The organism is Vogesella facilis (assembly GCF_042648525.1).
GTDB classification, from domain to species: domain Bacteria; phylum Pseudomonadota; class Gammaproteobacteria; order Burkholderiales; family Chromobacteriaceae; genus Vogesella; species Vogesella facilis.
This window is the reverse complement of the sequence record NZ_JBHRXN010000031.1, coordinates 331,002-353,357: the sequence shown is the minus strand read 5'-3', so window position 1 is coordinate 353,357 and position 22,356 is coordinate 331,002. Positions and strand designations below refer to the sequence as shown.

The window sequence follows — 22,356 nt, the reverse complement described above, 5'->3', positions numbered from 1 at the left end:
GCCTGCGCTCGTCTCACAGCGCTGCATATGTAACGATATGTACATCGCTGACCGGGGTACATTCCCGAACCCGGCCGATAATAACAAAACACATTCACGCGCCTCACACTTAAGGAGTATTCCCCGACATGGAACAGGCCCTCCCATCTATCGGATCGCCTTTCTTCTACACGGTGTTTTTTGTCGCCGTTTTCATCATGGTGGTGATCGACATGCTGGCGCTGAAGCAGAGCGGCTCGCACAAGGTGTCGATCAAGGAAGCCGCCGGCTGGTCCGTGGTGTGGGTCAGCGTGGCCTGTGCCTTTGGCGGCTGGCTATGGTGGACGCTGGCGAACGACCCGGCTTATGGCGAAGCGGTCGCCAACCAGAAAACCCTGGAGTTCTTCACCGGCTACGTGATCGAAAAATCGCTGGCGGTGGACAATATCTTCGTGTTCCTGATGATCTTCGGCTTCTTCAAGGTGCCGGTGGAATACCAGCGCCGCGTGCTGCTGTACGGCGTGTTCGGCGCCATCGTGCTGCGCACGGTGATGGTGTTCCTCGGTGCGGCACTGGTGCAGGAGTTCAGCTGGATCCTGTATGTGTTCGGCGCCTTCCTGCTGTTTACCGGCCTGAAGATGATGCTGCCGGAGAAGGAAGAAGAGCAGGACCTTACCAACAACGGCCTGCTCAAGTTCCTGCGCCGCCACATCCGCATGAGCAACGACTACCACGGCGAAGCGTTCTTCGTAATCAAGGACGGCCTGCGCTACGCCACGCCGATGTTCCTGGTGCTGGTGATGGTGGAGCTGTCGGACGTGGTGTTCGCGGTGGACAGCATTCCGGCCATCTTCGCGGTGACCATGGACCCGTTCATCGTGCTGACCTCCAACATCTTCGCCATCCTCGGCCTGCGCGCGATGTTCTTCCTGCTGGCCGACGTGGCCGACCGCTTCCACCTGCTGCGCTACGGCCTGGCCATCGTGCTGTCGTTCATCGGCCTGAAGCTGTTACTGCTGCAGGTATTGCACGTGCCGATCATGCTGTCGCTGGGCGTGGTGTTCGCGGTGATCGGCGGTTCGGTCATTGCCTCGCTGCTGTTCCCGAAAAAGACGCACTAAACCAGCCGCACCGTCCCTTCCCACCCCGCTGCAGACAGCCTGCCAGCGGGGTTTTTCATCTGCTGCAGCGCGATATGGCGGCTTTGTTACGCAGCGTAAAAACGCCTACAATGGCGGCCAACTTGCCATTCACTTACCGAAAGCCCCGCGATGGCCAAACCGACCAAAGCGCAAGCCAGCTTCGAAACCGCGCTGGCCCAGCTGGAAGACATCATCCGGGCGATGGAAAGCGGCGACATGCCGCTGGACAACGCCCTCACCTCGTACAAGCAAGGCATGGAGCTGATCAAGTTCTGCCAAAGCAAACTGGCGGATGCCGAACAACAACTGCGCGTGCTGGAGAACGACGAACTCAAGCCGCTGGATCTCGCCGATGGCCAATGACACTTTTACCGGCTGGATGACCGCCAGCCAGCAAGCCGTGGAAACGGCGCTGGAAACCCTGCTGCCGGACGCCAGCCGTGCGCCGCACGTGCTGCACGAGGCGATGCGCTACAGCACGCTGCAGGGCGGCAAGCGCGTGCGCCCGCTGCTGGCCATTGCCGCCGCCGAACTGGTGGATGCCGATGCGGCCAACGTGGCGCGCGTGGCCTGTGCCGTGGAGATGATCCACGCCTACTCGCTGGTGCATGACGACATGCCGTGCATGGACGACGACGTGCTGCGCCGCGGCAAGCCGACCTGCCACGTGCAGTTCGACGAGGCCACCGCGCTGCTGGTGGGCGATGCGCTGCAGACACTGGCGTTCGAGCTGGTGGCCAGCCCGCTGCCGGGCGTGGCCGCCGCGCAGCAGCTGGCGATGGTCAAGCTGCTGGCGCAGGCGTCCGGCCACGCCGGCATGGCCGGTGGCCAGGCCATCGATCTGGCCAGCGTCGGCAAGCCGCTGTCGCAGCCGGAACTGGAATTCATGCACCTGATGAAGACCGGCGCGCTGATCCGCGCCTCGGTGCTGCTGGGTGCGCTGTGCGGCCAACCTCTGGATGCGGCGCAGACCGAGGCGCTGGACCACTTCGCCAAGCGCATGGGCCTGGCGTTCCAGGTGGTGGACGACGTGCTGGACGTGGAGGCCGACACCGCCACGCTGGGCAAGACCGCCGGCAAGGATGCCGCCAACGACAAACCGACCTATGTCAGTCTGATGGGCCTGGGCGAGGCCAAGAGCTACGCCCGCGACCTGTACGACGACGCGCTGGCGGCGCTGGCGCCGTTCGGCAGCAAGGCCGCGCGCCTGCAACAGCTGGCCGAGTACATCGTCGCCCGCTCGTTCTGATCACCACAAAAAAACCAACATGACAACATTGCTCGACACCATACAGAGTCCGGCCGACCTGAGAAAACTCGGCCGCCAGGAGCTGCCGCAACTGGCACAGGAGCTGCGCGAATTCCTGGTGGAGTCGGTCAGCAAGACCGGCGGCCACTTCGCCTCCAACCTCGGCAGCATCGAGCTGACCATCGCGCTGCACTACGTGTTCAACACCCCGGACGACCGCCTGGTGTGGGACGTGGGGCACCAGACTTATCCGCACAAGATCCTCACCGGCCGCAAGGAGCAGATGTCCACCATGCGCCAGCTGGGCGGGCTGGCCGGCTTTCCCAAGCGCGGCGAGTCGGAATACGACACCTTCGGCGTCGGCCACTCCTCCACCTCCATCGGTGCCGCGCTGGGCATGGCGGTAGCCGCCAAGGCGCAGGGGCTGGCGCGCAAGTGCGTGGCCATCATCGGTGACGGCGCGATGACCGCCGGCCAGGCGTTCGAAGCGCTGAACAACGCCGGCGCGATGGACACCGACCTGCTGGTGATCCTCAACGACAACGACATGTCGATCTCGCCCAACGTCGGCGCGCTGAACAACTACCTGGCCAAGCTGATGTCCGGCCGCTTCTACGCGGCGATGAAACAGGGCAGCAACAAGGTGCTGGGCATCGCCCCGCCGCTGCGCGAGATCGCCAGCAAGATGGAAGAGCACGTCAAGGGCTTCTTCACCCCCGGCACGCTGTTCGAGGAGTTCGGCTTCAACTACATCGGCCCGATCGACGGCCACGATGTCGACGTGCTGGTGGACACGCTGAAGAACATCAAGAGCCTGTCCGGCCCGCAGTTCCTGCACATCGTCACCAAGAAGGGCCAGGGCTACAAGCTGGCCGAGAACGACCCGGTGAAGTACCACGGCGTCACCAAGTTCGACCCGGCCAACGGCCTGGCCGCCGGCAAGAGCGGCGGCGGCAAGCCGCAGTACACGCAGATCTTCGGCGACTGGCTGTGCGACATGGCCAAGCAGGATAAGCGGCTGGTGGCCATCACCCCGGCGATGCGCGAAGGCTCCGGCATGGTGCGCTTCGAGCAGGAGCACCCGGAGCGCTACTTCGACGTGGCGATTGCCGAGCAGCACGCGGTGACCTTTGCCGCCGGCATGGCCTGTGACGGCATGAAGCCGGTGGTGGCGATCTACTCCACCTTCCTGCAGCGCGGCTACGACCAGCTGATCCACGACGTGGCGATCCAGAACCTGCCGGTGGTGTTCGCCATCGACCGCGCCGGCCTGGTGGGCGCCGACGGCCCCACCCATGCCGGCGCCTTCGACCTGTCCTTCCTGCGCTGCATTCCGAACATGACGGTGATGGCGCCGTCGGACGAAAACGAATGCCGGCAGATGCTGTACACCGCCTTCAGCCTCGACACCCCGAGCGCGGTGCGCTACCCGCGCGGCACCGGCCCGGGCGCAGCCATCGTGCCGGAAATGTCGGCCATGCCGATCGGCAAGGGCCATATCCGCCGCCAGGGCGAAGGCAAGGTGGCGATTCTGGCGTTTGGCAGCATGGTGACCCCGGCACTGACCGCCGCCGCGCAGTTCGACGCCACGGTGGCCGACATGCGCTTCGTCAAGCCGCTGGATGCGGAGCTGGTCAAGCAGCTGGCCGCCAGCCACGAACTGCTGGTAACGGTGGAGGAAAACGTGATCATGGGCGGCGCCGGCAGCGCCTGCCTGGAAACGTTGGCCGCAGCCGGCCTCGCCTGCCAGACATTGCAATTGGGCCTGCCGGACGATTATGTTGAACATGGCGACCCGGCACTGCTGCTGGCCGGCTGTGGCCTGGACGCGGACGGCATCGCCCGCAGCATCGCCGCGCGCCTGGCCGGCAACTGACCCGCCCCGCCGGTGAGCAGCGGCCAGCAGCGTCAAGCTGCTGGCCGTTTTGCCATTTATCCCCGGAGAACAACAATATGCAATGGGATCTCTCCGCCTGGCTGCAGCTGGCCGGCACGCCGTACCAGAGCCTGCCGGCGCTGCTGTCCAGCCTGGGCGTCGGCCTGCTGATCGGCGTGGAACGCGAGCGCAAGCACCACGCGCTGGCCGGCATCCGCACCTTTCCGCTGGTTTGCCTGCTGGGCACCCTGCTGGCGATGCTGTCCCCGGCGCCGGACAGCGGCTGGCTGCTGGCCGCCGGCCTCTTGAGCATCGCCGGGCTGGGCTTCCTGCCGCTGGGCGCGCGCAGCGGCGACGAGCCCAACGAGCCGCGCACCACCACGGTGATCGCGCTGCTGGTGGCCTACACCCTGGGCGCGATGATCGGCCTCGGCAACACCGAGCTGGCGGTGGCGCTGGGGGTGATCACCACCGGCCTGCTGTACCTGAAGCCGGAATTGAGCAACTTCACCCACCACCTGGCGCGCCACGACCTGCTGTCGCTGCTGCAGTTTGCCGCGCTGACCTTCATCATCCTGCCGCTGCTGCCCAACCAGGGCTTCGGCCCCTACGCCGCCTTCAACCCACACCGCGTCTGGCTGCTGGTGGTGCTGATCGTCGGCGTCGGCCTGGCCGGCTATATGGCGGTGCGCATGCTGGGCGAGAAGGTCGGCGCGCCGCTGCTGGGCTTCATGGGCGGGCTGGTATCCACCACCGCCACCAGCCTGGTGTATGCGCGCGAGGCCGCCAGCAACCCCGGCTCGCAGCAGCTGGCGACGCGGGTGATCCTGCTGGCCAATATGGTGCTGTTCCTGCGCCTGCAGCTGCTGACGCTGGCCATTGCGCCGCAGGCCGCGCGCGGCATGTTGCAGATCATGCTGCCGGGCATGGCGCTGGGCCTGTTGTCCATTTTCATCGGCAGCCGCCGCGGCCAGGCGCAGGACGGCGCGCCGGAGCTGGAGCTGAACAACCCGGCACAGCTGCGCATCGCGCTGGGCTTTGCCGCGCTGTTTGCGGTGGTGATGCTGTGTTCGGCGTGGCTGAAAGACCTGTTTGGTGACAGCGGCCTGTACATGGTGGCGCTGGTTTCCGGCATCAACGACGTGGACGCCATCTCGCTGACGGTGCTGGAGCTGTTCAGCAAACAGCTGCTGCCGCTACAGCCGCTGCTGGTCACCGTCGCCATCGCGGTGCTGATCAACACCGTGTTCAAGTTCGGCCTGATCTTCAGCATCGGCGGCCGCACGCTGGCCATGCGCTGCCTGCCCACCTTCGGCATGGCGATGCTGGGCATGCTGGGCGGGCTGTGGTTCGCCGCGCTGCACTAGGCGTCAGCGCGCGGCCAGGCGGGCAATCAGGTCGGCGGTGTGCAGCGGCTGCTCCAGCGGAAACAGGTGGCTGCCAGGCTGGCGGTGGATGTCAGCGGCAAAGTGGCGCTGCATGAACGCCAGATCGTGCGGGCGGATGGCGCTGCCGTCGGCGGCGAGCACAAAGCTGAGCGGCACCTGCAGCTGGCCGCGCAGGAACCAGCTGTTGTGCGGCAGGGTGGCGTAGATGTCGTGTTCCACCTGCGGGCGGAACTTCAGCCGCCGCCCGCCGGCGCCGTTGTCCAGCGTACCGTGCTCGGCGTAGTCATGCAGGCAGTCTTCATCCCAGCGGGCAAACGCCGGCTTGCGGGCAAAGTAGTCGTACACCGATGCCACGCTGGCCCAGTTGTCGCGCCGGCGCAGCGTGCCGGTGCCGCCGGGGGTGATGCGCTGGATCAGCCCCAGTCGCTTGGCCAGCCAGATGACAAAGGCGCTGCGCGGCCCCAACAGCGGCGAATCCAGCACGATCAGGCGGCGAAAGCGCTGCGGCTCGCGGATCGCCGCCATGAACAGGATCGCCCCGCCCAGCGAATGCCCCACCGCCAGCACTGGCTCGCGGTAGTGCGCGTCCATATAGGCCAGCGTCTCGTCCACCAGCTGCGGCCAACAGTCGCTTACCGGGTAGGCCGGATCGTGGCCGATAGTGTCCAGATAGCCGACCTCGAAGCCATGCGTTGCCAGCCGCTGGTGCAGCTTGTGATAGATGGAGGCCGGAAAGCTGTTGGCGTGGGCAAAATGCAGTTTCATGGGCGGGCTTCGTGGCGGGATGTCTCATCATACACCAAGCAAACGCTTGGTTCAGTCTTGCCGCGCATGACGTTGGCCGCACACACTGCTAAGCTGCCGCCCGAAGACCACGCGGCAAGCCGCGCGCGCCAACAAGGCGAAAACGACGGCACCGACCGTGCTTGCGCAGCGTAAATGCACGGGCAGCAGGCACAGCCCGCGCCGCAGCACAGCCGGCTTGGCGGCGAAGCTGAACCAACGCCGCCCGCCGTGGTCACTTACCGACACCCGCAACCGCGACTACCCATGCTCCTGCCCCGTCTGTTCCGCCTGTTTTCCCTCCTGCTGCTGATGCTGGCCAGCGCCGGCAGCTGGGCACTCAACCCCGACGAGCTGCTGCCGCCGGAGCGCGCCTTCGCCGCACGGCTGGAACAGCAGGGCCAGGCGCTGCTGCTGCACCTGGACGTGGCGCAGGGCTACTACCTGTACCGCGAGCGCATCCAGCTGACGCCACAGCCGGCCGGCAGCGTAACCCTGCCGGCGCTGCCGGCCGGCGACACCAAGAACGACCCCTACTTCGGCCTCCAGCAGGTGTTCCACCAGGGCATCACGCTGACGCTGCCCATCAACGGCACGCTGCCGCCCGACTTCGCGCTGAAAACCGTGGTACAGGGCTGCGCCGACGCCGGCCTGTGCTACCCGCCGCTGACCCGCACCCTGCACGTCGGCGACGGCATGAGCAGTAATCCGTGGCTGGACAGCACGCCCGGCCAGCCGGCGGCGCCGACGCTGGCGCGCGGCAAGTTGGCCACCACACTGGCCGCCTTCTTCGCCGCCGGCCTGGCGATGGCCTTCACCGCCTGCATGTACCCGCTGCTGCCCATCGTGTCCTCGCTGATCGCCGGCCACGGCCAGCATCTGAGCAAGCGCCGCGGCTTCGGCCTGTCGCTGGCCTATGTGCAGGGCTTGGCGCTGACCTACACCGCGGTGGGCGTGGCCGCCGGGCTGACCGGCAGCCTGCTCACCGTGTGGCTGCAGCAGCCGGCGGTGATCCTGGCCGCCGCCGCGCTGATGGTGCTGTTCGCGCTGGCGATGTTCGACGTGATCAGCATCCAGCTGCCGTCCGCGCTGCAAAGCCGGCTGGCCGCCAGCTCCAATCGCCTGTCCGGCGGCCATGTCGCCACCGTGTTCGCCATGGGCGCACTGTCGGCGCTGCTGGTGGGGCCGTGCATCGCCCCGCCGCTGGCCATCGCGCTGGGCTATATCGGCCAGACCGGCGACGCGCTGCTGGGCGGTGCCGCGCTGTACGCCATGGCGCTGGGCCTCGGCCTGCCGCTGCTGCTGGTAGGCACCTTCGGCGGCCACCTGCTGCCGCGCGCCGGCCAATGGATGAACGCGGTGAAATTCGCCTTCGGCTTTGTGATGCTGGGGGTGGCGATCTGGATGGCCGGCCCCTTCCTGCCCACGCCGCTGACCATGCTGCTGTGGGGTGCACTGGCGCTGGGCATCGCCTGGCGGCTGGGGCTGCTGCGCCGCCTGCCGACCGGCGCCAGGTTGGCCGCAAGACTGGGCAAGTCGCTGGCGTTGCTGTTCGCGCTGGCCGGCCTGCTGCAGCTGCTGGGCGCCGCCACCGGCGCGCCGTCGCCGCGCCTGCCGTGGGCCGGCGTCTGGCACGGCAGCCAGCTGCCCAAGGCGGTGTTTACCCGCGTGGCCAGCAATGCCGAACTGGATGCCGCGCTGGCCCGCGCCCGCGCCGCCGGCCAGCCAGTGCTGCTGGACTTCTACGCCGACTGGTGCGTGAGCTGCATCGAGATGGAAGAAACCACATTCCGCGACCCGGCGGTGCGCCGGCGCATGGACAAGATGCTGCTGCTGCAGGCCGATGTCACCGCCAACAATGCCGAGCAGCAGGCCATGCTCAAGCGCTTCGGCCTGTACGGCCCGCCGGGCATCATGCTGTACGACCGCAGCGGCCGCCAGACACAGCAGGTGATCGGCTACCAGGATGCCGACAGCTTCGGCCGCAGCCTGGATACGGCCAACCCGAATCAGTAAAGGACAAGCATGCAAGCCATCGTTGATTTCATCCTGGAGCTGGACCGGCTCAAGGGCGTCACCCGCAAGACCCGGCCGCTGGGGCTGGACCGCCAGGAAAACTCCGCCGAGCACAGCTGGCAGATCGCCATGCTGGCCGCCTCGCTGCAACCGTACGCGCCGCAGCCGGTGGACATCCAGCACGTGATCGGCATGCTGCTGGTGCACGACATCGGCGAGATCGATACCGGCGACACCATCGTCTACGCCGAGGAAGGCTGGGAGGAACGCAAAGCGGCGGAGCTGGCGGCGGTAACGCGCATCTTCGGCCTGCTGCCGGAGGCACAGGGCGCGCGCTTTCTGGCGCTGTGGCAGGAGTTCGAGGATGGCGCCACGGCGGAAGCGCGCTTCGCCCACGCCGCCGACCGCGCCATGCCGGTGCTGCTGAACCTGGCCAACAATGGTCAGAGCTGGCGCGAGAACGGCATCAGCCACCAGCGGGTGGTACAGCGCATCGGCCCGCCGATCCGCGAGGGCTGCCCGGCACTGTGGAGCTACCTGGAGGCGCAGCTGGAGCACGCGCGGCAGCAGGGCTGGTTTGGCGCCTGACGCTCGCCTGACCAAACGCCAAGGGCTGGTGCATGGCACCGGCCCTTGTCACGTCAGCCTGCGGCCAACGTTGGCCGCAGTGATTACATCAGCTCGCCGTTGACATCACTTCGTCTTCCAGCGCGCGGGCGATCACCAGCTTCTGCACGTCCGAGGTGCCTTCGTAGATCTGCGCCACGCGCACGTCGCGGTAGATCCGCTCCAGCGGGTAGTCGGCCAGGTAGCCGTAGCCGCCCAGGGTCTGGATGGCCGCCGAGCACACCGCCTCGGCCATTTCCGAGGCCACCAGCTTGGCCATGCTGGACTCCTTCAGGCACGGCTTGCCGGCATCCTTCAGCGCCGCCGCATGCCACACCAGCTGCCGCGCCGCCTCCAGCTTCGCCGCCGCCTCGGCCAGGCGGAAGCCCACCGCCTGGTGGCGGATGATGGCCTGGCCGAAGGTGTGGCGCTCGGTGGCGTAGCGGGTGGCAAACTGCAATGCCGCGCGCGCCATGCCCAGGCACTGCGCGGCAATGCCGATGCGGCCGGATTCCAGGTTGGCCAGTGCAATGCGGTAGCCCTCGCCTTCCTTGCCCAGCAGGTGGCTGGCCGGTACGCGCACGCTGTCGAACACCACCTGACAGGTATCGGAGGCATGCTGCCCCATCTTGTCTTCCACCTTGGCCACGCTGTAACCGGCGGTGGCGGTGGGCACCAGGAAGGCGCTGATGCCCTTCTTGTGCGCCGCCGGATCGGTCACCGCGAACACGATGGCCACGTCGGCATGCTTGCCGTTGGTGATGAACTGCTTCACGCCGCTGATCACCCAGTCGTCGCCGTCGCGCACCGCGCGGGTGCGCAGTGCCGAGGCGTCGGAGCCGGCATCCGGCTCGGTGAGGCAGAAGGCGGAAATCCACTCGCCACGGGCGATCGGGCGCAGGAAGGTATCCTTCTGCCAGTCGTTGCCGAAGCACTCGATCGGGCCGCAGCCCACCGAGTTGATCACCGAGATGATGGTGGACAGCGCGCCGTCACCGGCGGCGATCTCCTCTATCACCGCGGCCAACGTCACGTAGTCGAGGCCAGCGCCGTCCCAGTCCGCCGGCACGGTAAGGCCGAAGCAGCCCAGCTCGCCCAGCCCCAGCAGCGCCTGGCGCGGAAAGAGGTGGCTCTTGTCCCATTCGGCGGCATGCGGCGCGATTTCGCGCTGCACGTAGTGGCGAACGGCGTCTACTACCAGTTCCTGTTCAGCAGTCAGCAGCATGTCGCGCTCCTTACACCAGCTCTACCGCCAGCGCGGTGGCTTCGCCGCCGCCAATGCACAGGCTGGCCACGCCGCGCTTGAGGCCGCGGGCCTGCAGTGCCGCCAGCAGCGTCACCACGATGCGTGCGCCGGAAGCGCCGATCGGGTGGCCCAGCGCGCAGGCGCCGCCGTTCACGTTCACCTTGTTGTGCGGCAGCGCCAGATCGTGCATCGCCGCCATGGTGACCACCGCGAAGGCTTCGTTGATCTCGAACAGGTCCACGTCGGCCACGTTCCAGCCGGCCTTGGCCAGCAGCTTCTGCATCGCGCCCACCGGCGCGGTGGAGAACCAGGCCGGCTCGTGCGCATGGGTGGCGTGCGCCACGATGCGCGCCAGCGGCTGCAGGCCGCGTGCCTCGGCCTCGCTCTGGCGCATCAGCACCAGCGCGGCGGCACCGTCGGAAATGGAGCTGGCATTGGCCGGGGTAACCGTGCCGTCCTTGCGGAAGGCCGGCTTGAGGGTGGGAATCTTGTCCAGGTTGGCCTTCAGCGGCTGCTCGTCGGTATCGATCAGCTCCTCGCCCTTGCGGCCAACTATCGTCACCGGCGCGATCTCACCCTTGAACGCGCCGCTGGTGATCGCTGCCTGCGCCCGGGTCAGCGAGGTGATGGCGTATTCGTCCTGCGCGCTGCGGCTGAAGCCGTACTTGTCGGCGCAGGCCTCGGCAAACACACCCATCAGCTTGCCCTTGTCGTAGGCGTCTTCCAGGCCATCCAGAAACATGTGGTCCTTGATCTCGCCATGCCCCAGGCGCAGGCCGCCGCGCGCCTTGGGCATGATGTAGGGGGCATTGCTCATGCTCTCCATGCCGCCGGCCACCATCACGCTGGCGCTGCCGGCCAGCAGCAGGTCGTGCGCCAGCATCAGCGCCTTCATGCCGGAGCCGCACATCTTGTTTACCGTGGTGGCGCCGGCGGACAATGGCAGACCGCCCTTGATCGCCGCCTGGCGCGCTGGCGCCTGGCCCTGGCCGGCCGGCAGCACGCAACCCATGATCACCTCTTCCACCGCTTCCGGCGCCAGGCCGGCACGTTCCACCGCGGCGCGGATCGCCGCCGCGCCCAGTTCGCTGGCGCTCAACGCCGACAGGCTGCCCTGAAAGCCCCCCATGGCGGTACGCGCCATGCCCACGATTACGATTGCATCTTGTTGCATTACAGCCTCCGGCGTGATGTGTACGTTTACGTTAACGTAAATCAATGCTAAAAAACAAGCCGCCTGCCCGGCGGCTGTCGCGTATCCGCGAAATATCCTGCGTTTGCTGCGCGCTCAGCCCTTACTGCGGGTGTGCAGCCACTCTTCGCACTGGCCGCGCACCTGGCCGATCTCCTTCAGCACCAGCTGCAGATCCTGCATTTGCTGCTGCAGCTGCCGCTCGCGGCGGGTGAGGATATCGATGAATTTCTTCAGCTGCGGCTCGTCGGTGTTGGCCGCATCGTACAGCTCGAACAGCTCGCGGATCTCCTGCAGCGACAGGCCGATGCGCTTGCCGCGCAGCGTCAGCATCAGCCGCACGCGGTCGCGCTTGGTATAGATGCGGCGCTGCCCTTCCCGCGCCGGGGACAACAACCCTTCCGCCTCGTAGAAACGGATGGCGCGGGTGGTAACGTCGAACTCCTGTGCCAGTTCGGAAATGCTGAAGGTGCGGTCAGCAGCTACGTTCACGACTACTCCTGAAAAACGGTGCGACAAGCACTTTGGTACGTGGCCGGCAAATGCGGAATCACGGAATTGTAATACGTGGCCGCGTTTACGGCATCCGGCATATCCCGTAGCACGAACCCGCCGCGGCGCGACACTGGCCGCGGCGATGTCGTGCAGGTTTTTTCATTATAGTTGACGTTTACGTAAACTAGAATTAATTTTGCCAGCAGATTTCAGCGGAGGACGCGACATGAGCATGACCAGCATCGGCGTGGTTGGCGCCGGCACCATGGGCAACGGCATTGCCCAGGTATTCGCCCAGGCGGGCTTCAACGTGATCATGGCCGACGTCGGCCAGCAGGCGCTGGACCGCGGCCTGGCCAGCATCAGTAACAGCCTGAGCCGGCTGGTGAAGAAGGGTCAGTTCAACGACAACGAGGCGGTGGCCACGTTGTCGCGCATCCGCGGCAGCGCCATGCTCAGCGAGCTGGCCGACTGCCAGCTGGTGGTGGAAGCCGCCACCGAGAACGCCACCATCAAGGAAAAAATCTTCCGCGAGCTGGCCGGCATCGTCTCCGCCGACTGCATCCTGGCCAGCAACACCTCGTCGATCTCGCTGACCACCATCGCCGCCTGGGTGAAGCAGCCGGAACGGGTGATCGGCATGCACTTCATGAACCCGGTGCCGGTGATGCAGCTGGTGGAAATCATCCGCGCGCTGCAGACCAGCGACGCCACCCACGCCGCCATTCACGAACTCAGCCTGCAGCTGGGCAAGACGCCGGTCACGGTGAAGGACGGCCCCGGCTTCGTCTCCAACCGCGTACTGATGCCGATGATCAACGAGGCCGCCTTCGTGCTGTACGAGAACCTGGCCAGCGCCGAGGACATCGACACCGTGCTGAAGCTGGGCATGAACCACCCCATCGGCCCGCTGGCGCTGGCCGACCTGATCGGCCTGGACACCTGCCTATCGATCATGGACATCCTGTACCGCGAGTTCCGCGACTCCAAGTACCGCGCCTGCCCGCTGCTGGTGCAGCTGGTGGCCGCCGGCCACCTGGGGCGCAAGAGCGGCCAGGGCTTCTACCGCTACTGATGGCGGAATGATTCGCCGGGCGGCGAATCCAACATCACGACACAGGCGCGCCCTGCCGGGCACAGCTCGGCCGGCCTGCCCCACTCTCGACCACGCGCCCGCCGGTGCCGGCGCGTGGTCAAAACTCTCGGCGCGCGCGGCGCGCCAGCCGGAAGGAGCAACACCATGTCTCAGCTTCCCACCGTCAAGCTGCTGATCGGCGGCGAGTTCGTCGAATCCCGCAGCAGCGAATGGCGCGAGGTGATCAACCCCGCCAGCCAGCAGGTGCTGGCCCGCGTGCCGATGGCCACCGCGGACGAAGTGGCCGCCGCGGTAGCCGCCGCCAGCCGCGCCTTCCAGAGCTGGAAGAAAACCCCGATCGGCGCCCGCGCCCGCATCTTCCTCAAGTACCAGCAGCTGATCCGCGCCCACATGCAGGAGCTGGCCGCCATCCTCACCGCCGAGCAGGGCAAGACCCTGGCCGATGCCGAGGGCGACATCTTCCGCGGCCTGGAGGTGGTGGAGCATGCGGCCAACATCGGCACCCTGCAGATGGGCGAATTCGCCGAAAACGTGGCCGGCGGCGTGGACACCTACACCCTGCAGCAGCCGCTGGGCGTGTGCGCCGGCATCACCCCATTCAACTTCCCGGCCATGATCCCGCTGTGGATGTTCCCGATGGCCATCGCCACCGGCAACACCTTCGTGCTCAAGCCGTCGGAACAGGACCCGATGGTGACCATGCGCCTGGTGGAACTGGCGCTGGAAGCCGGCGTGCCGCCCGGCGTGCTCAACGTGGTGCACGGCGGCGCCAGCGTGGTGGACGCCATCTGCGACCACCCGGACATCAAGGCGGTGTCCTTCGTCGGCTCCACCCGCGTCGGCACCCACGTCTACAACCGCGCCAGCCAGAACGGCAAGCGCGTGCAGTGCATGATGGGCGCCAAGAACCACGCCATCGTGCTGCCGGACGCCAACAAGGACCAGGCGCTGAACCAGCTGGCAGGCGCAGCCTTCGGCGCCGCCGGCCAGCGCTGCATGGCGCTGAGCGTGGCGGTGCTGGTGGGCGAGGCGCAGCAGTGGATACCCGAACTGGTGGCACGCGCCAGGAACCTGAGCGTGGGCGCCGGCAAGGACAACCCGGACCTGGGGCCGCTGATCAGCCATGCCGCGCGCGAACGCGTGGCCGGCCTGATCGCCAAGGGCGCCGCCGAGGGCGCCAAGCTGGAGCTGGACGGCCGCCACGTGCACGTGGCCGGCTACGAGCAGGGCAACTTCGTCGGCCCCACCATCTTCAGCGGCGTGAAGCCGGGCATGAGCATCTACCAGCAGGAAGTATTCGGCCCGGTGCTGTGCCTGCTGGCCGCCGACAACCTGGATGAAGCCATCGACATCATCAACGCCAACCCCAACGGCAACGGCACCGCCATCTTCACCCAGAGCGGCGCCGCGGCACGCAAGTTCCAGGAGGAAATCGACGTCGGCCAGGTGGGCATCAACGTGCCGATTCCGGTGCCGGTGCCGTTGTTCTCCTTCACCGGCTCGCGCGGCAGCAAGCTGGGCGACCTGGGGCCGTACGGCAAGCAGGTGGTGCAGTTCTATACCCAGACCAAGACCGTCACCAGCCGCTGGTTCGACGACGAGGCCAGCAGCGGCAAGGTGCACACCACCATCGCACTGCGCTAGGCACCGGAAAGGACATCGCATGGATTTTGCCCTCAGCGACGACCAAATCGCCTTTCGTGACAGCGCGCGCAGCTTCGCCCAGCACGAGCTGGCACCGCATGCCGCACGCTGGGACGAAGAGGAGATCTTCCCGCTCGACACCCTGCGCCGCGCCGGCGAGATGGGCTTTTGCGGCCTGTACACGCCGGAGCAGTACGGCGGCCTGGGCCTCTCCCGGCTGGATGCCGCCATCGTGTTCGAGGAGCTGGCCGCCGGCTGCACCTCCACCACCGCCTACCTCACCATCCACAATATGGTGAGCTGGATGGTGGGCAGCTTCGCCCGCCCGGAAGTGGCCGCCGCATGGGCACCGCGGCTGGCCAGTGGCGAGCTGCTGGGCAGCTACTGCCTGACCGAGCCCGGCGCCGGCTCCGACGCCGCCTCGCTGCGCACCCGCGCCGAGCGCCAGGGCGACAGCTATGTGCTGAACGGCAGCAAGGCCTTCATCTCCGGCGCCGGCAGTAGCAATGTGCTGGTGGTGATGGCGCGCACCGGCGGGCCGGGGCCGAAGGGCATCTCCGCGCTGCTGGTGCCGGCCGACACCCCCGGCATCCACTACGGCAAGAAGGAAAAAAAGATGGGCTGGAACAGCCAGCCCACCCGCACCATCACCTTCGACAATGTAACCGTGCCTGCGGCCAACCTGCTGGGCGCGGAAGGCCAGGGCTTTGCGCTGGCGATGAAGGGGCTGGACGGCGGCCGCATCAATATCGCCACCTGCTCGGTGGGCACCGCGCAGGCCGCGCTGGAGGCCGCCACCCGCCACGTGCAGCAGCGCCAGCAATTCGGCCAGCCGCTGGCCGAGTTCCAGAGCGTGCAGTTCCGCCTGGCCGACATGGCCACCGAGCTGATCGCCGCGCGGCAGCTGGTAAGGTTGGCCGCATGGCAGCTGGATAATGCCAGCCCGGATGCCAGCAGCTACTGCGCCATGGCCAAGCGCTTTGCCACCGATGCCGGCTTCAAGGTGGTGAACGAGGCGCTGCAGCTGTTCGGCGGCTACGGCTACATCAAGGAATACCCGCTGGAGCGCTACCTGCGCGACAACCGCGTGCACCAGATTCTGGAAGGCACCAACGAAATCATGCGCGTGATCATCGCCCGCCGCCTGCTGCAGGACGGCGCGCTGGATACGCTGCGCTGACGACTTCCCTGCCCTAACAACAGGAAACCACCATGCACTACGCCAATCTGCAGGTCGAAAAAATCGGCCACACCGCCCTCGTCACCATCGCCAACCCGCCGGCCAACACCTGGACCTACGACAGCCTGCAGGCGCTGAAGCGCCTGGTGGCCGACCTGAACGCCGACCGTGACATCTACGCGCTGGTGATTACCGGCGACGGCGAGAAGTTCTTCTCCGCCGGCGCCGATCTCAAGCTGTTTGCCGACGGCGACAAGGGCGTGGCCGCCAGCATGACCATCCTGTTCGGCGAGGCGTTCGAGACGCTGGCCGCCTTCCGTGGCGTCAGCATCGCCGCCATCAACGGCTACGCCATGGGCGGCGGGCTGGAGTGCGCGCTGGCCTGCGACATCCGCATCGCCGAGGAACAGGCGCAGATGGCGCTGCCGGAAGCCGCCGTGGGCCTGCTGCCCTGCGCCGGCGGCACGCAGCTGCTGCCGTGGCTGGTGGGCGAAGGCTGGGCCAAGCGCATGATCCTGTGCGGCGAGCGGGTGGATGCCGCCACCGCGCTGCGCATCGGCCTGGTAGAAGAAGTGGTGGCCCGTGGCAGCGCGCGCGACACGGCGCTGGCGCTGGCGGAAAAGGTTGGCCGCCAGTCGCCGTGCTCGGTCAGCGCCTGCAAGACGCTGGTGCAGCGCGCGCGCCATGCGCCGCCTGCGGCCAACCTGATTCACGAGCGCGAGCTGTTCATCAAGCTGTTCGACACCCAGGACCAGCGCGAAGGCGTGCAGGCGTTTCTGGAAAAACGCGCGCCGCAGTGGCAGAACCGCTAAACCGGGCTTAGCCACGACAATCGCGCCGCCAGCGCCGCCCGGCACGGCTTGCTTTTGCCGGGCAGCCCGGCTGGCACGCCGGCGGCGACCAAGCCACGGCCGGCCATCACCAAAGGGAACCCCATGAACGACGCGGTACTGTTTGACGAAATCGCCACCGCCGACGGCCGGCGCATCGGCGTGGCACTGCTCAACGCCGAGAAATCGCTGAACGCGCTGAATCTGGAGATGATCCGCCTGCTGGATGCGCGGCTGTCGATCTGGGACCGCGACGACGGCATCGTGGCGGTGCTGCTGCGCGGCAGCGGCGACAAGGCGTTCTGCGCCGGCGGCGACGTGCGCGCCATGCGCGAGGCGATCCTGGCCGACGACAGCTACCCCAACGCCTTTGCCAGCGATTTCTTTGCCCGCGAATACACGCTGGACCACCGCATCCACTGCTATCGCAAGCCGCTGCTGGTGTGGGGCAACGGCATCGTGATGGGCGGCGGCCTGGGGCTGATGGCCGGCGCCAGCCACCGCGTGGCCACCGCCAGCACCCGCATCGCCATGCCGGAAATCACCATCGGACTGTACCCGGACGTGGGCGGCAGCTGGTTCCTGCAGCGCATGCCGGCGCGCAGCGGCCTGTTTCTCGGCCTGACCGGCGCGCCGCTGAACGCGCGCGACGCGCTGCTGGCCAATCTGGCCGACCACATCCTGCCGCAAGCCGGCTGGCCGCTGCTGCTGGACTTGCTGCAACAGGCCGCCTGGCAGGCGGCGCCTGCGGCCAACCATGAGCTGCTCACCGCCCTCTTGGGCGAACTGGAGGCCGGCAACGGCGACGCGCTGCCGGACGGCAACCTGGCGCGCAATCTGCCGGCCATCCATGCGCTGCTGAACAAGGGCTCGCTGGCCGCCTTCGACTACGCACTGCGCCACGGCAGCTTCGGCGACCCGTGGCTGGCGGCGGCGGCGCAGAGCTATCACGCCGGCTGCCCGGCCAGTGCTGCGCTGATCTGGGAAACCTTCCACCGCGCCCGCCACCTGTCGCTGGCCGAGGTGTTCCGCCTGGAGCTGGTGCTGTCGGTGAACTTCTGCGCCGCACCGGACTTCCGCGAAGGGGTGCGCGCGCTGCTGGTGGACAAGGACAGGCAGCCGCGCTGGGCGCATCCCACCCTCGCCAGCGTGGACGACGGCTACGTGGCGCAACATTTCGCCTCACCATGGCGGCCGCAGGATCATCCATTGGCTACGCTATAAGTGCCAGACCCTCCCGGCGCCGGCGGCAGGCAGCGCCGACGCCGGGATTCCCCACCGCAAGGAGCCGCATCATGCAACACATCGCTTTCATTGGCCTGGGCAATATGGGCGGCCCGATGGCCATCAACCTGGTGAAGGCCGGCTACGCCGTGCGCGGCTTCGACCTGGCCGCCGAGGCGCTGGGCCACTTCGCCGCTCACGGCGGCGTCACCGCCCGTAGCGTGGCCGAGGCGGTCGCCGGCGCCGACACCATCATTTCCATGCTGCCGGCCGGCAAGCATGTCGCCGCGCTGTACCTGGGCGAGGAAGGGCTGTTCGCCGCGCTGCCGCAGGGCACGCTGGTGATCGACTGCAGCACCATCGACGCGCAGACCGCGCGCGAGGTTGGCCGCGTGGCCGAACACAGCGGGCTGTGCTTCATCGACGCCCCGGTTTCCGGCGGCACCGCCGGCGCCGCCGCCGGCAGCCTCACCTTCATGGTGGGCGGCGATGCGGCCAACGTTGACGCCGCGCGGCCGCTGCTGGCGGCCATGGGCAAGCGCGTGTTCCACGCCGGCGACGCCGGTGCCGGGCAGATCGCCAAGGCCTGCAACAATATGCTGCTGGGCATCCTGATGGCCGGCACCGCCGAGGCGCTGGCCATGGGGGTGAAGAACGGGCTGGACCCGGCGGTGCTGTCGGAGATCATGGCCAGCAGCTCCGGCCGCAACTGGGCGCTGGAGCTGTACAACCCGTGGCCGGGGGTGATGGACAATGTGCCGGCCAGCCACGGCTACCAGGGTGGTTTCATGTCCGAGCTGATGCTGAAAGACCTGGGCCTGGCCGAGGAAATGGCGCTACACAGCCATGCGGCCAACCCGCTGGGCGCACTGGCGCGCAGCCTGTACGAACAGCACGTGGCCGCCGGCAACGGCAAGCTGGATTTTTCCAGCATCGTGCAGCAGTTCCGGCGCTGAGCCGTGCAGAATGGAGGCCCGGCACTGCCGGGCACTGCGCCAAGCCGTGCTGAATCAGCTCTGCCGCACATGGCGGACCATGCACAAGCGTTCATCGGGCGCGTCAAAGCAACCGCCCGCTTAGCCTGCACCCGCAGTGCGCGCCCCGTCCCTGCCGCCTGGGGCCGGGCGGTGTAAACCGCCTGTGCTGTGATGCCAAGATGCATTCACACGCTAAAAACAAGGCATCACCGTCAAGCGACGGCCCGAGTGATGGCAGGCACACCTCGCCCCGGTGCCGGATAGTCGGCGCAAGCAGCAGGCCTGCCGAAGCCAAGCGTGGCCCACCCAATTTAGCCTGGGAGATATCGTCAGATGGCAAACCCGCTTTTCTTCTCCAGTCTGATGATGGCAACCGGGGTCGGCATCCCGGTCATGGCGGCGTTGAGCGGCACCCTGGGCGCCCGGTACGGCAGCACCGGGTTGGCCGCAACCGTGCTGTTTGCGGTAGCGCTGCTGGTTGCCGTGGCCTATCTGTTCGCGGTCGAGGGCGGCCTGAAACCGTTGCCCCAAACTGCCCTGCCGTTCTATTTCTACCTGGGCGGCTTGTTCGTGGCCTTTTACGTGCTCAGCGTCACCTGGGTGGCGCCGAAGTTCGGCGTCGGCAATGCCGTCGCCTTTGTGCTGCTGGGGCAGCTCGTCTCCATGGCGGCGATAGACCAGTTCGGACTACTGGGTGCTCCCACGCATGCCATCACCCCGCAACGGGCCATCGGGCTCGTGCTGATGGCCGTGGGGGTGTTTCTGGCGGTACGCCGCGGCTAACAACGCTGCGGTCGCTAGAACAGCGGAAATACCGCGCATTGCAGCCGATCTACCGCTACAGCAACGATTAGCGTGACCGCTACGCCAGCATGGCGATGCTTGGTCCGTCGCACAGGAGCGCCAGCATGAGCATTGAACTCGATCACCTCATGGTGCCGGCACTCGATCAGCGGGCAGCAGCCAGGCTGCTCGGTACGCTGCTCGGCGTGCCCTGGGCCGAGTCGGGGCTGGGGCCGTTTTCGCCGGTTTACGTCAGCGACCACCTCACGCTCGACTTCATCGACGACACGGCGCCACTGCCAGTCAACCACTACTGTTTCCGCGTCAGCGAGGCGGAGTTCGACCAGATCCTGGCGCGGATCAGGCAAGCGGGTATCAAGTTCCGCAGTGCCGTGCACGGTGGCGACGATATGCAGGTAAGCCACGCCTTCGGCGGCCGGCTGGTGTACTGGAGCGAGCCCGACGGCCATGCCTGGGAAATGCTCACCGTCAGCTACGCCCGGCCCCCCGACGCGTGACAGGCGGCCCAGCGCCGGCAGCGATGCCCGGCCGCGCCATTTGCGCCCCGCCCCCGCCAGCACCACTCACTCCGGCGCAGCACTATCGCAAGCATCAACAAAAGCACCACAATCAACGCAGTTTTCACAGCACTGCCGGCGCAATCGGAGTACACTAGCGGTTCGCGCTCTTGCCAATCAGCGCGATCTCCTCTTGGCCCTTGGCTTCCTGCCGGGCCCACCTCGACAAACAGAACTAATGTCTACCCGGATTGGTATTGTCTTACGCAATGGGCGGACATCTGATTGCAAACTACTACATGTCAGAATCGAATTTTGCCGCACTGGGCCTTGCTGAGCCCATTCTGCGTGCCGTAGCCGATACCGGCTACACCCAGCCTACCCCGATCCAGGCGCAGGCCATTCCACAAGTATTGCAAGGAGGCGACCTGCTGGCCGCAGCCCAGACCGGCACCGGCAAGACCGCAGGCTTCACCCTGCCGCTGCTGAACCGCCTGATGGACCAGCCGTCCAAGCAAAAGGGCCGCCCGCGTGCCCTGGTACTGACCCCGACGCGCGAACTGGCCGCCCAGGTGGAAGAATCGGTCCGCGAATACGGCAAGTATCTGCCGCTGAAATCCATGGTGATGTTCGGCGGCGTCGGCATCAACCCGCAGATTTCCGCACTGAAGAAGCCGGTGGACATCCTGGTAGCCACCCCAGGCCGCCTGCTGGATCATGCCGGCCAGAAGACCGTGGATCTGTCCGGCGTGGAAATCCTGGTATTGGACGAAGCCGACCGCATGCTGGACATGGGCTTCATCCACGACATCAAGAAAGTGCTGGCCCTGCTGCCGGCACAGCGCCAGAACCTGCTGTTCTCGGCCACCTTCTCCGATGACATCAAGAAATTGGCCGACAAGCTGCTGAACCAGCCCAAGCTGGTGGAAGTGGCGCGCCCGAACCAGACCAATGCGCAGATCAACCAGAAAGTGCATCTGGTCGACCGCGACCGCAAAACCGAGCTGCTGATCGAAATGATCAAGGCCGGCGACTGGCATCAGGTGCTGGTGTTCACCCGTACCAAGCACGGCGCCAACCGCCTGGCGGAAAAGCTGGAAAAAGCCGGCATCGCCGCGATGGCCATTCACGGCAACAAGAGCCAGGGTGCCCGCACCAAGGCACTGGCCGGCTTCAAGGACGGCAGCCTGCCGGTACTGGTCGCCACCGATATCGCCGCCCGCGGCCTGGATATCGAAGAGCTGCCACACGTGGTCAACTACGAGCTGCCCAACGTGTCGGAAGACTACGTGCACCGCATCGGCCGTACCGGCCGCGCCGGCTGCACCGGCGAGGCGATCTCGCTGGTCTGCGTCGACGAACTGGGCTTCCTGCGCGACATCGAGAAGCTGACCAAGCAATCCATCGAGCGCTTTGCCCTGCCGGGCTTCGAAGCCGACCCGAATGCCGAGCCGCAAGCCATCGAAATCGGCCTCGGCCGCTACATCCACGGCGCGCTGACGCCCACCACCGCGCCGAAAGGTGCCAAGGGCGACAGCCGTGGCCGCGGCGGCCAGCAGCGTCGTCAAGCGCAGCCGGCACGCGCCAAGCCCGCCGGCGACAAACCGGCTGCCGATGCCGGCCGCGACAAGCCGCGCCAGCCGCAGGCCAAGCGCCCGCCGAAACAGGGCGATGGTGCCCCGCGCCAGCAACAGCCGGCCCGCGGCGATCGCCAGGGGCAGAACCAAGGCCAGGGTCAGAACAATGGCCAAGCGCGCCGCCAGGACAAGCGCAAGGTGGCACCGGGCATGGACGAGCCGAACGGCAATGTGTTCTATGACAATGGCCCGCGCCAGCCTAGCCTGACCATGCACGAGCTGAGCCAGGGTCTGATCCCGGGCAAGCAGCCGCGCCAGTACAACGGCAACCCCGCGCAGCAACCGTCGGCATCCCGCGGCCACGGCGGCCCGCGTCAAGGCCAAGGCCAGGGCGGCAAGCCGCGCCAGCAGCAGGCGGCACTGTTCAACGCCCCCAAGCGCAAGCCTTAAGCGACACGCAGCATGCGGCCAACCTTGGCCGCGATGCGAAAAAACCGGCCCATCACACGATGGCCGGTTTTTTTATGAGTCCGCCACATTGACCGCCCACGACAA

Annotated in this window: 20 protein-coding genes; 16 read left to right on the top strand and 4 right to left on the bottom strand. The window is 67.0% G+C overall.

Features of this window, described 5'->3' with window-relative positions; translation table 11 throughout:
• The first annotated feature begins 128 nt into the window (after positions 1 to 128).
• The 5 genes from ACFOLG_RS12855 to ACFOLG_RS12835 all read left to right on the top strand — a co-directional run bounded on the left by ACFOLG_RS12855 (position 129) and on the right by ACFOLG_RS12835 (position 5,613).
• On the top strand, positions 129 to 1,100 hold the full coding sequence (locus ACFOLG_RS12855; RefSeq protein ID WP_386092449.1) for a TerC family protein: 972 nt from the start codon (positions 129 to 131) through the stop codon (positions 1,098 to 1,100).
• 150 nt (positions 1,101 to 1,250) lie between these two features.
• Complete coding sequence (locus tag ACFOLG_RS12850) at positions 1,251 to 1,484, top strand: exodeoxyribonuclease VII small subunit (protein ID WP_386092447.1); 234 nt, start codon at positions 1,251 to 1,253, stop codon at positions 1,482 to 1,484.
• Complete coding sequence (locus tag ACFOLG_RS12845; RefSeq protein ID WP_386092444.1) at positions 1,474 to 2,370, top strand: polyprenyl synthetase family protein; 897 nt, start codon at positions 1,474 to 1,476, stop codon at positions 2,368 to 2,370. Before ACFOLG_RS12850 ends, ACFOLG_RS12845 begins: the two co-directional genes overlap by 11 nt.
• 19 nt (positions 2,371 to 2,389) lie before the next feature.
• Positions 2,390 to 4,246, top strand: coding sequence for a 1-deoxy-D-xylulose-5-phosphate synthase (gene dxs / locus ACFOLG_RS12840; protein ID WP_386092442.1), 1,857 nt, complete (start codon positions 2,390 to 2,392; stop codon positions 4,244 to 4,246).
• Positions 4,247 to 4,323: 77 nt separating this feature from the next.
• Positions 4,324 to 5,613: an MgtC/SapB family protein gene (locus ACFOLG_RS12835; protein WP_386092439.1), complete on the top strand. Its 1,290-nt coding sequence runs from the start codon at positions 4,324 to 4,326 to the stop codon at positions 5,611 to 5,613.
• Between the two features lie 3 nt (positions 5,614 to 5,616).
• On the opposite strand, the gene ACFOLG_RS12830 is transcribed toward ACFOLG_RS12835, so the two are convergent.
• On the bottom strand, positions 5,617 to 6,399 hold the full coding sequence (locus tag ACFOLG_RS12830; protein ID WP_386092437.1) for an alpha/beta hydrolase: 783 nt from the start codon (positions 6,397 to 6,399) through the stop codon (positions 5,617 to 5,619).
• A gap of 285 nt (positions 6,400 to 6,684) precedes the next feature.
• Between ACFOLG_RS12830 and dsbD the strand changes: the two genes are divergently transcribed.
• A complete protein-coding gene (dsbD, locus tag ACFOLG_RS12825; RefSeq protein WP_386092434.1) occupies positions 6,685 to 8,433 on the top strand; it encodes a protein-disulfide reductase DsbD in 1,749 nt (582 codons plus the stop codon).
• A 9-nt stretch (positions 8,434 to 8,442) separates the two neighbouring features.
• Positions 8,443 to 9,021: an HD domain-containing protein gene (locus tag ACFOLG_RS12820; protein ID WP_386092431.1), complete on the top strand. Its 579-nt coding sequence runs from the start codon at positions 8,443 to 8,445 to the stop codon at positions 9,019 to 9,021.
• An 88-nt stretch (positions 9,022 to 9,109) separates the two neighbouring features.
• Here ACFOLG_RS12820 and ACFOLG_RS12815 read toward each other — a convergent pair whose 3' ends face one another.
• From ACFOLG_RS12815 to ACFOLG_RS12805, 3 genes are all read right to left on the bottom strand, one after another.
• Positions 9,110 to 10,264 carry an acyl-CoA dehydrogenase family protein gene (locus ACFOLG_RS12815; protein WP_386092430.1) on the bottom strand — a complete coding sequence of 385 codons (1,155 nt, stop codon included), beginning with the start codon at positions 10,262 to 10,264 and terminating at the stop codon, positions 9,110 to 9,112.
• 10 nt (positions 10,265 to 10,274) lie between these two features.
• The gene (locus ACFOLG_RS12810; RefSeq protein ID WP_386092427.1) at positions 10,275 to 11,459 is read right to left on the bottom strand and encodes an acetyl-CoA C-acyltransferase; all 1,185 of its coding nucleotides are present in this window, start codon (positions 11,457 to 11,459) and stop codon (positions 10,275 to 10,277) included.
• A 114-nt stretch (positions 11,460 to 11,573) separates the two neighbouring features.
• Complete coding sequence (locus ACFOLG_RS12805) at positions 11,574 to 11,969, bottom strand: MerR family transcriptional regulator (RefSeq protein WP_386092424.1); 396 nt, start codon at positions 11,967 to 11,969, stop codon at positions 11,574 to 11,576.
• Positions 11,970 to 12,198: 229 nt separating this feature from the next.
• Between ACFOLG_RS12805 and ACFOLG_RS12800 the strand changes: the two genes are divergently transcribed.
• The 9 genes from ACFOLG_RS12800 (at position 12,199) to ACFOLG_RS12760 (ending at position 22,251) form a co-directional block, all read left to right on the top strand.
• Positions 12,199 to 13,047 carry a 3-hydroxybutyryl-CoA dehydrogenase gene (locus tag ACFOLG_RS12800; RefSeq protein ID WP_386092421.1) on the top strand — a complete coding sequence of 283 codons (849 nt, stop codon included), beginning with the start codon at positions 12,199 to 12,201 and terminating at the stop codon, positions 13,045 to 13,047.
• A gap of 165 nt (positions 13,048 to 13,212) precedes the next feature.
• Positions 13,213 to 14,712, top strand: a complete 1,500-nt coding sequence (locus tag ACFOLG_RS12795; RefSeq protein ID WP_386092419.1) for a CoA-acylating methylmalonate-semialdehyde dehydrogenase — start codon at positions 13,213 to 13,215, stop codon at positions 14,710 to 14,712.
• A 19-nt stretch (positions 14,713 to 14,731) separates the two neighbouring features.
• Positions 14,732 to 15,892 carry an acyl-CoA dehydrogenase family protein gene (locus tag ACFOLG_RS12790; RefSeq protein ID WP_386092417.1) on the top strand — a complete coding sequence of 387 codons (1,161 nt, stop codon included), beginning with the start codon at positions 14,732 to 14,734 and terminating at the stop codon, positions 15,890 to 15,892.
• A gap of 32 nt (positions 15,893 to 15,924) precedes the next feature.
• Positions 15,925 to 16,704 (top strand): enoyl-CoA hydratase, encoded by a 780-nt coding sequence (locus ACFOLG_RS12785; protein ID WP_386092415.1) that lies wholly within the window; start codon positions 15,925 to 15,927, stop codon positions 16,702 to 16,704.
• A gap of 123 nt (positions 16,705 to 16,827) precedes the next feature.
• The gene (locus ACFOLG_RS12780) at positions 16,828 to 17,946 is read left to right on the top strand and encodes an enoyl-CoA hydratase/isomerase family protein (RefSeq protein WP_386092413.1); all 1,119 of its coding nucleotides are present in this window, start codon (positions 16,828 to 16,830) and stop codon (positions 17,944 to 17,946) included.
• Between the two features lie 71 nt (positions 17,947 to 18,017).
• The gene (gene mmsB, locus ACFOLG_RS12775; protein ID WP_386092411.1) at positions 18,018 to 18,902 is read left to right on the top strand and encodes a 3-hydroxyisobutyrate dehydrogenase; all 885 of its coding nucleotides are present in this window, start codon (positions 18,018 to 18,020) and stop codon (positions 18,900 to 18,902) included.
• A gap of 354 nt (positions 18,903 to 19,256) precedes the next feature.
• The gene (locus tag ACFOLG_RS12770) at positions 19,257 to 19,706 is read left to right on the top strand and encodes a DMT family transporter (RefSeq protein WP_386092408.1); all 450 of its coding nucleotides are present in this window, start codon (positions 19,257 to 19,259) and stop codon (positions 19,704 to 19,706) included.
• 125 nt (positions 19,707 to 19,831) lie between these two features.
• Positions 19,832 to 20,224, top strand: coding sequence for a VOC family protein (locus ACFOLG_RS12765; RefSeq protein WP_386092405.1), 393 nt, complete (start codon positions 19,832 to 19,834; stop codon positions 20,222 to 20,224).
• Between the two features lie 299 nt (positions 20,225 to 20,523).
• A complete protein-coding gene (locus tag ACFOLG_RS12760; RefSeq protein ID WP_386092402.1) occupies positions 20,524 to 22,251 on the top strand; it encodes a DEAD/DEAH box helicase in 1,728 nt (575 codons plus the stop codon).
• Positions 22,252 to 22,356 lie beyond the last annotated feature (105 nt).